General features: G+C 70.0%; 8 protein-coding genes and 5 pseudogenes. 8 read left to right on the top strand and 5 right to left on the bottom strand.

Going from position 1 to position 6,669, the window contains the following annotated elements; translation table 11 throughout:
• The first annotated feature begins 462 nt into the window (after positions 1–462).
• A complete protein-coding gene (locus GT030_RS26495; RefSeq protein ID WP_161203267.1) occupies positions 463–1,392 on the top strand; it encodes an NADP-dependent oxidoreductase in 930 nt (309 codons plus the stop codon).
• Positions 1,393–1,452: 60 nt separating this feature from the next.
• On the opposite strand, the pseudogene GT030_RS36790 reads toward GT030_RS26495, so the two are convergent.
• Positions 1,453–1,560 (bottom strand): annotated as a pseudogene (locus GT030_RS36790) (hypothetical protein); the annotation flags it as partial.
• Between GT030_RS36790 and GT030_RS26490 the strand changes: the two are divergent.
• From GT030_RS26490 to cynS, 3 genes are all read left to right on the top strand, one after another.
• A complete protein-coding gene (locus GT030_RS26490; protein ID WP_161203266.1) occupies positions 1,530–1,976 on the top strand; it encodes a DUF4158 domain-containing protein in 447 nt (148 codons plus the stop codon). The pseudogene GT030_RS36790 and the gene GT030_RS26490 overlap by 31 nt on opposite strands.
• Complete coding sequence (locus GT030_RS26485; RefSeq protein WP_346009753.1) at positions 1,973–2,287, top strand: carbonic anhydrase; 315 nt, start codon at positions 1,973–1,975, stop codon at positions 2,285–2,287. Before GT030_RS26490 ends, GT030_RS26485 begins: the two co-directional genes overlap by 4 nt.
• Positions 2,288–2,397: 110 nt before the next feature.
• Positions 2,398–2,868, top strand: a complete 471-nt coding sequence (cynS, locus tag GT030_RS26480; protein ID WP_161203265.1) for a cyanase — start codon at positions 2,398–2,400, stop codon at positions 2,866–2,868.
• Positions 2,869–3,198: 330 nt separating this feature from the next.
• Here cynS and GT030_RS26475 read toward each other — a convergent pair.
• The 3 pseudogenes from GT030_RS26475 to GT030_RS36780 all read right to left on the bottom strand — a co-directional run.
• Positions 3,199–3,290 (bottom strand): annotated as a pseudogene (locus GT030_RS26475) (IS5/IS1182 family transposase); the annotation flags it as partial.
• 137 nt (positions 3,291–3,427) lie between these two features.
• A pseudogene (locus tag GT030_RS36785) lies at positions 3,428–3,538 on the bottom strand (IS5/IS1182 family transposase); the annotation flags it as partial.
• A 140-nt stretch (positions 3,539–3,678) separates the two neighbouring features.
• Positions 3,679–3,945 (bottom strand): annotated as a pseudogene (locus GT030_RS36780) (helicase); the annotation flags it as partial.
• Positions 3,946–3,988: 43 nt separating this feature from the next.
• Here GT030_RS36780 and GT030_RS37215 point away from each other — a divergent pair.
• The 4 genes from GT030_RS37215 to GT030_RS26450 all read left to right on the top strand — a co-directional run bounded on the left by GT030_RS37215 (position 3,989) and on the right by GT030_RS26450 (position 6,213).
• Complete coding sequence (locus GT030_RS37215; RefSeq protein ID WP_272920723.1) at positions 3,989–4,114, top strand: hypothetical protein; 126 nt, start codon at positions 3,989–3,991, stop codon at positions 4,112–4,114.
• A 31-nt stretch (positions 4,115–4,145) separates the two neighbouring features.
• Positions 4,146–4,865, top strand: a complete 720-nt coding sequence (locus GT030_RS26465) for a hypothetical protein (RefSeq protein ID WP_161203264.1) — start codon at positions 4,146–4,148, stop codon at positions 4,863–4,865.
• Between the two features lie 236 nt (positions 4,866–5,101).
• The gene (locus tag GT030_RS26460; RefSeq protein ID WP_161203263.1) at positions 5,102–5,260 is read left to right on the top strand and encodes a hypothetical protein; all 159 of its coding nucleotides are present in this window, start codon (positions 5,102–5,104) and stop codon (positions 5,258–5,260) included.
• A gap of 434 nt (positions 5,261–5,694) precedes the next feature.
• On the top strand, positions 5,695–6,213 hold the full coding sequence (locus GT030_RS26450; protein ID WP_161203261.1) for a hypothetical protein: 519 nt from the start codon (positions 5,695–5,697) through the stop codon (positions 6,211–6,213).
• A gap of 327 nt (positions 6,214–6,540) precedes the next feature.
• Here GT030_RS26450 and GT030_RS36775 read toward each other — a convergent pair.
• Positions 6,541–6,669, bottom strand: a pseudogene (locus GT030_RS36775) (carbonic anhydrase); the annotation flags it as partial.

The raw sequence follows: 6,669 nt of genomic DNA, 5'->3' as shown, positions 1-6,669 counted from the left end.
ACGAGCACCGCCGACTGGGTGGCCTGGTACCAGGGCCAGTACGGCCTGCACGCCGACAGCGTGGTGGGCAAGAGCACCGGCTTCTGGGTGGTCATCGACGACGGCTACTACAGCAATTACTGCAAGGCCTACGTGCCCCACGGATCACACCCCTGAGGCCGACCCCGCGCAAGCGGCACGGCGGTGCCGGGCGGGGACGCCTGGCACCGCGGACCCGCGGCACGCGTGCGCCCCGGTGGACTGGCCGGGTGCGTCGCCCCCGCACCGCGGGGATGCTCCGCGACCGCGCGGGGCTACCGGGCCGTACGTGGAGGCCACGTCACAAAAGAAAGGGCGGTCGGTCGGAGAGGACGCGGTCGGCCGGTCGGAGCGCAGCCGGCGGTGCCGCCAACAGGGTTGAACGGACCGGTCCGGGCGGCCAGCCGGGGAAGAACCTCAGTCCCCGGCCTGTTGACTTCGCTCATGCGAGCCATCATCACCAACCACTACGGCGGTCCGGAAACGCTTGAATTCGCGGAGACCGATGACCCCAAGGTCAGCCCGGACCAGGTACTCGTCCGGGTGAAGGCCGCCGGCGTCAACCCTGTCGACTGGAAGATCGTCGCCGGGCACCTCGACCCGATCATGTACGTCCACTTCCCGCTCGTGCCCGGCTGGGACGTCGCAGGCGTCGTGGAGGCCGTCGGCCTGGACACCCCCGAGTTCTCGGTCGGCGACGAGGTCTTCGGCTACGTCCGCAAGGACGAGGTGCAGCACGGCACCTACGCGGAGCTCGTCGCCGCGCCGGTGCGCACCCTCGCGCGCAAGCCCGCATCGCTGGACTGGCGGCAGGCGGCCGGCGTGCCTCTGGCGGGGCTGATGGCCTTGCAGTCACTGCGCCGGGTGGGCGTCAGCAAGGGCGACACCGTCCTGGTGCACGCGGCAGCCGGCGGTGTGGGGTCGTTCACGGTGCAGATCGCCGTGGCCATGGGAGCCCGCGTGATCGGCACCGCCAGCGAGCGCAATCACGACTACCTGAGGTCCCTGGGCGCCGAACCGGTCACCTACGGGGACGGCCACCGCCTGATCGACCGGGTGCGGCAGCTCGCGCCGGAGGGCGTCGACGCCGCGGTGGACAACGTCGGCGGTGACGCGGTCGCCGCCTCCCAGGACCTGCTGAAGGACCCCAGGCGACTGGCCTCGATCGTCGACCCCGGCGTGACACAGCGGGGCGGCCACCACGTCTGGGTGCGGCCCGACAGCGCGGACCTCGCCGAACTGGCCGAACTCGCCGACGCGGGCAAGCTCAAGGTCCACATCGACCGTGCCCTGCCGCTGGCCGAGGCCGCTGAGGCGTTCCGCCTGAGTCAGAGCGGTAAGACTCGCGGCAAGCTGGTCCTCGACGTCGGCTAGGGACATCCAGGGCGAAGGCACGCCGTGCGGACTACCGGCGGGCGCCGCGACGATGCCGTCCAAGGGCAACCCGTACGCCGACCGGAGGGAACGCACCGCGCTGTCGGTGGCCGGCCCGAAGGACCCGTCGGCGCAAGTTGGGTCGTGCGCCGGGCGGTGGAGCTGTCGGAGAGCACGCTGCCGGGTATGCCTCCGGCCGCACGGCGGATCGGTACCGGTCGTGGGTGCGTGAGCGGTGCGGGGTGCGCTACGACGGCCAGGCCGCCCGCGGGCTCGCGGGGGAGACGAGGCGGGTGGCTGCGGCGTCGAAGAACAATCCGGCTGATCTGATCAACATCGCGCTAGAGAAGCTGGTCGAGGCCAACTTGGAGATACCGCGGTTCTCCACGCTGGACGCGATGGCCTCCACGGTGCGGGGCCAGGTGAGCGAGGAGATCCTGGCTATCCGGGGCCGGATGACCGAGGAGGAGCGGCGCCGGCTGCTGGGGGCGCGGTCTCACGGGGAGGCGGGGTACCCCATGGAGGCGACCCATTGTCGGGTGAGGCGGACGAAGGCCCAGGCGGCGGCGCTCTTGGTGCGATGACCGCTTTGGTCGACGACCACGACCTCACCGCCCTGCCAGGCGTCGCCCACTGGCTGCGACACGCGGACGCCTCCCTGGCCCGTGCGGCGCGCGCGGCCAGTGCCGAGCCCGGGGCCGGGGAGGACGAGGTGAGCGTTCTGGCACGGAGCAACGTGATCGACCAGCTGGCGAACCTGGCGACGCATCCTTGCGTCGGCCGGGGCCTGGCGGCGAAGACGCTCACGCTGCGCGGCTGGGTCTACGACATTGCCACCGGCGCGGTCGACCAACTCGACCCCGGCACGGACTCATCCGCCGCCCTCGCGGCCTGAGCCGCCGTACCCCTCTTCTCCAGGCCGCCGTCCGGCGGTCTGGTCCCCCGACCGTTCGAGTCCGCTGTGCCCGCCGTGGTGCGGGCCGGCACGTAGGAAAGGAACACCTCATGGTGCACGCCCAGTTCGACCCCGCTGCTCGCCAGGCCCTGGCCGCCGAAGTCGTCGAGGCCAAGACGCGCAAGGACCTGTCCTGGCAACAGCTCGCCGACGTTAGCGGCCTGTCGGTCGCATTCACCACCGCCGCGCTGTTGGGTCAGCATCCCCTGCCGGAGGCCGCCGCGAGGGCGGTCGCCGAACTGCTGGACCTGGATGAGGAGGCGGCCGTACTGCTTCAGACCATCCCGGTCCGCGGCTCCATCCCCGGCGGCGTCCCGACCGACCCGACGATCTACCGCTTCTACGAGATCGTCCAGGTCTACGGCACCACGCTCAAGGCCCTGATCCACGAGCAGTTCGGCGACGGCATCATCAGCGCGATCAACTTCAAGCTCGACGTGAAGAAGGTCGCCGACCCCGAGGGCGGCGAGCGCGCGGTGATCACCCTGGACGGCAAGTACCTGCCCATCAAGCCCTTCTGACCCAGCCGTTCGCCGTGCCGGCGCCGCTGCCGATGAGGCGCCCGGGCCGGCACGCCGATTCGCTTCGAGCGACCAGGGCAAGCGTGACAGTTGCGTCAAAGCGTCTCGTCGTGTGTCTCGATGCAGCAGACATCCCCACGGCCTTCGTTCTGAAGATGTGTGTTCCTTGGTCGGAGCACATGTTCAGACGAAGGCCGCTTCCGTGTCCTGCGGATACCGGACAAAGTGATTAAGTTCGACGCACCATTCGGCACCGGTCGTTAAAGATCAAGCTAAGTCTTGTCCCGTAAATGATCTACGGTGTGCTGGCTGACCTGCTCGTCTTCTCGGTCACCCAGCCAGGGCGACGTTGTGCAGGGGGCGATACCAAGCATGGCGTGGTGGACGCCGTCGCCCTTCAGGCGGCAGTCTCGAAGGGTTCTCACTTCGCCGCCCCCGGCTGTGTGCTCGGCGTTTTTCCGGTCCGCGAACGGGTGAGCAGTGACATGAGCATCGGCCTGGTGGAAGAAGGCTGCCGCGTGACGGCCCTTTTCGGCAGTCCCGGCCGGCATGCTGGCGGGGACTGCCGCTTTTTCCTCCGCACTGCCGGGTTCTTCGGTTCGGGGTTCGTGTGCTTGCTCATGCGTCTTCGCAGGCAGAGGCGGTTGGGTCGGGAGCTGTAGGCCTTGTCGTCGCGATACCCCACCTGCAGCAAGCTGCGGTCCCGGTGCTGGGGCGGGACCAGCTGCTGCTTGGCCGCGGAGGCTCTGTCAGTGCCTCCTGCCATCCTTCTTGCGTCTCCCGCCGCCTGCCCCAGCCCGCCGGCTGCGCAGGTTGGTCGGGGTCGTCGCGGTCCACCGGCGAGGCGTACGTGGCGAACATGACCACCGGCCCGGCCCCGGCCCACAGGGCGAGTTGGATCCCGTTCGTGGTGGTGCGCACCTCGAGCGTGTTCAGCACGGGGTCGTTCTCCAGCGAGCGCACCGCCACCATCGGCTCCCGGTGGCCCAGCAGCCGCCACGCCTGGGCCGTCTGTACGAGCAGGTCCAGGGTCGGGACCATCACGAGGATCCGGCCGCCGGGGAAGGCGCCCCGCATGCCCGGAGTGGAGACGGAACCGAGAGCGGGCGGGGGAGCGCGCGTGGGTAAGGTCATGGGCGCCTTGGGGGTGCTCGGCGACCTGGCCATGGGCTGGGACATGTACAAGGACTTCCGGCGCGGCTGCGGCGGATGGCTGCCCGATTGCATCACCTCGCAGGTGGCATGAGACAGCGACTGAGGAGAGGGCCGCGAGGGCCATGGCGAAAGAGCGAGTGACCGTGTGCGTTCCCCGGTGCGAGCCGGGGGACCTGCCCGAGGTGATCGGTGCCGCCATGGTGCCGTACGAGTACGGCCGCCGCGCTCCCGGCGAGCCGGAGGTGGAGACCTGGTGGGACTACTGGCGGATCGACGGAGGGGGCTGCGAGTTCCGCGTCGTCGCGGGCCATGAGGACGACGCGCGTCTCGTCCGGGCGACCCACACGCTGTCCGGAGAGCCGCGGGATCTTCCCCTCTCGCTGTGCGACGGCGGGCCGCGGGGGCTGCTCGATCTGGAGACACCGCGTGCGCGGGCGGCCGCGGAGGCGCGCGGTGCCTTCGAGGCATGGCGGGCGTTCGCCGCCGGGTATCCGCCGGTGCGCCCGTCGGGTTACTTCTGGGCCAGGCACTACGCGGACCCCGAGGGCTATCCGGTGCCGCAGGCCGTGGAGGACTACCGCACCCAGCCGGCGCTGGTCGCGCTCGCCGACCGGCCGGAACTCGAGGATCTGGTGGGCGGCGACCCGGCCGCCCGTCTGGTGGGCGACCTCGGCACATACATGCGGGAGGCCGCGGACCAGGCGCTTCCCACGAACGCGCTTCTGACCCTGGACGGCCGCTGGCTCGTCATCGCCGGGCCCGAACGGTACCGGTACTTCAATGAGTACCTGGACTCCCGCACGCCGGACACGATGGTCGTACGCGTGCTCTACCACTGCTGAGGCAGGCCTGCCGGAACGCGGGGCTGTCGCGTCCGACCGTCTACAAGTACGCCAGGACGAAGGACGAGGCATTCGCCAAGGTCATCCGGGCGTGGGGAGTCGGCCGCCGAGGAGGCCAACGCGGCGGAGGCCGCGAGTACGGCCGAGGAGAAGGTGCTCGGCGTGCTCACCGTGAAGCTGGAGATCGCCGTCCGGCTCTGGAAGAACAGCCCGGCGCACGGCTGCTGGCCTCCGCCATGGCCGACATCGTCCCCGACACCGCCGAGCAGGCGACCAGCGTGCTGCTCACGTTCACCCGCGGCCTGGAGGGCGACCTGCGCGACGTCGAAGCCGCGCGCCGGGACATCAGGGCCGGCGCGCGAATGATCAACCGTTGGGCGCTGCCCCCGGCCTGACCCGTCGGCCGAGCGCGGCTTCGAGACCGTACCGTGCGGGGTGAGGGCGGTCTCGAAATCCAGCACGGCACGACCTGGGTGAGGCCGTAGCCGAGGTTGTCGAGGGCGACGGTGGGTTCCGCGACCCAGGCGCACTCGTTCGCGCGGTGTCCGCAGAACAAGGTCCCCGCCGGCTCGCGGAGCAAGCTCTTACCCTCCACCGCAACCTCGGCAACCGCCTGGGCGAAGCGGAGACACTGAATGAGCTGGGGCAGGTATTTGCAGAGTTTGGAAGCCCTGCAGCGGCTATGACCTCTTTCCAAGAGGCGTTGGAAGTGGCGCGTGCGGGGCGGGCTTGATCACACGCCACGGCGACCGCGGCGCTACGCCTGCGCCGACGTTCACCAGCAAGGCGTGGCCTCGCTGCATGGCCCGTTCGCCAACTGGAGCGACGAATGGTCCGGGCCGGCGTCAGCGAAGCCCTTCGCCGCGCGCTGATGACCACCGCCCCTGTGACCATCCACCGGGACATCAGCCAAGCCAGCGCGGCGGTCACCGTCGAGGGCACCGCGACCGGTGTCGTCGGCGGCAACCTTGACGCGATCCGCACCGAAGCCGGAGCCGGTCTGCCGAGCCTTAAGGGGGCGATCCTTTTTCTCGAACACCAGAGAGGCACAGGGCTGGGAGAGGTCGACCGCGCACTGACTCAGCTGACCCGTACCGGGGCCATGGAGGGGCTGTGCGGTGTCGCACTTGGCCAGTTCCTCGGCTTCGACCAGGATGTCGGTGATTCAACCCTGGGGGGATGGGGCATCGCCGACGTCCTGCGCGACCGGCTGACGCGCCTGGGTGTTCCCGTTCTCGGTGGACTCCCTGCCGGACACGGCCTGCATCCTCCGACCATCCCACTCGGCACTCAGGCCACCATGGATACCGCCGAAGGAACCTTGATGGTTCAGCCAGCAGTCGTCTGACCGTCGACCGCCTTACCCAGCATGCAAGGCCCACGCGGCCGGGTGTCGCCTATTCGCATCCGATGCAATTGGCGCCGGTAAGAACATCGGTACAGCGGTTGGCGCTGAGATTGATCATGGTCGGCTAGCAAGCCCGCTGCCCGAGCCCGGGGAGCGGTGAGTTGGTGAGCTGCGCCTGCACACGGAGCCCACCCCTACCAGCGGGTGCTCCGACAGCCAGCCACCGCGCTTGTCGTACAAGTCGAGGCAGAACGTGAGAGCTCGCGGCCCCGCTGGGGCGGCGCGGGCCGCGAGCTGGACTCGCGATCGATCTGGGTGAGCGGGCGGTCAGGACGCGGTGGGAACCGCTACGTCGAGACCGCGGGCGGCGACGAGGTGTGCACTGCCGTCCGCCAAACGGTAGGCCAGGCCCATCACACCGAGGCGACCGTCGGCCACCCGTTCGGCCAGGACGTG

It is taken from the genome of Streptomyces sp. SID1328, assembly GCF_009865595.1.
Taxonomy (GTDB): Bacteria; Actinomycetota; Actinomycetes; order Streptomycetales; family Streptomycetaceae; genus Streptomyces; species Streptomyces griseoluteus.
This window is presented reverse-complemented; position numbering and strand designations above follow the sequence as displayed.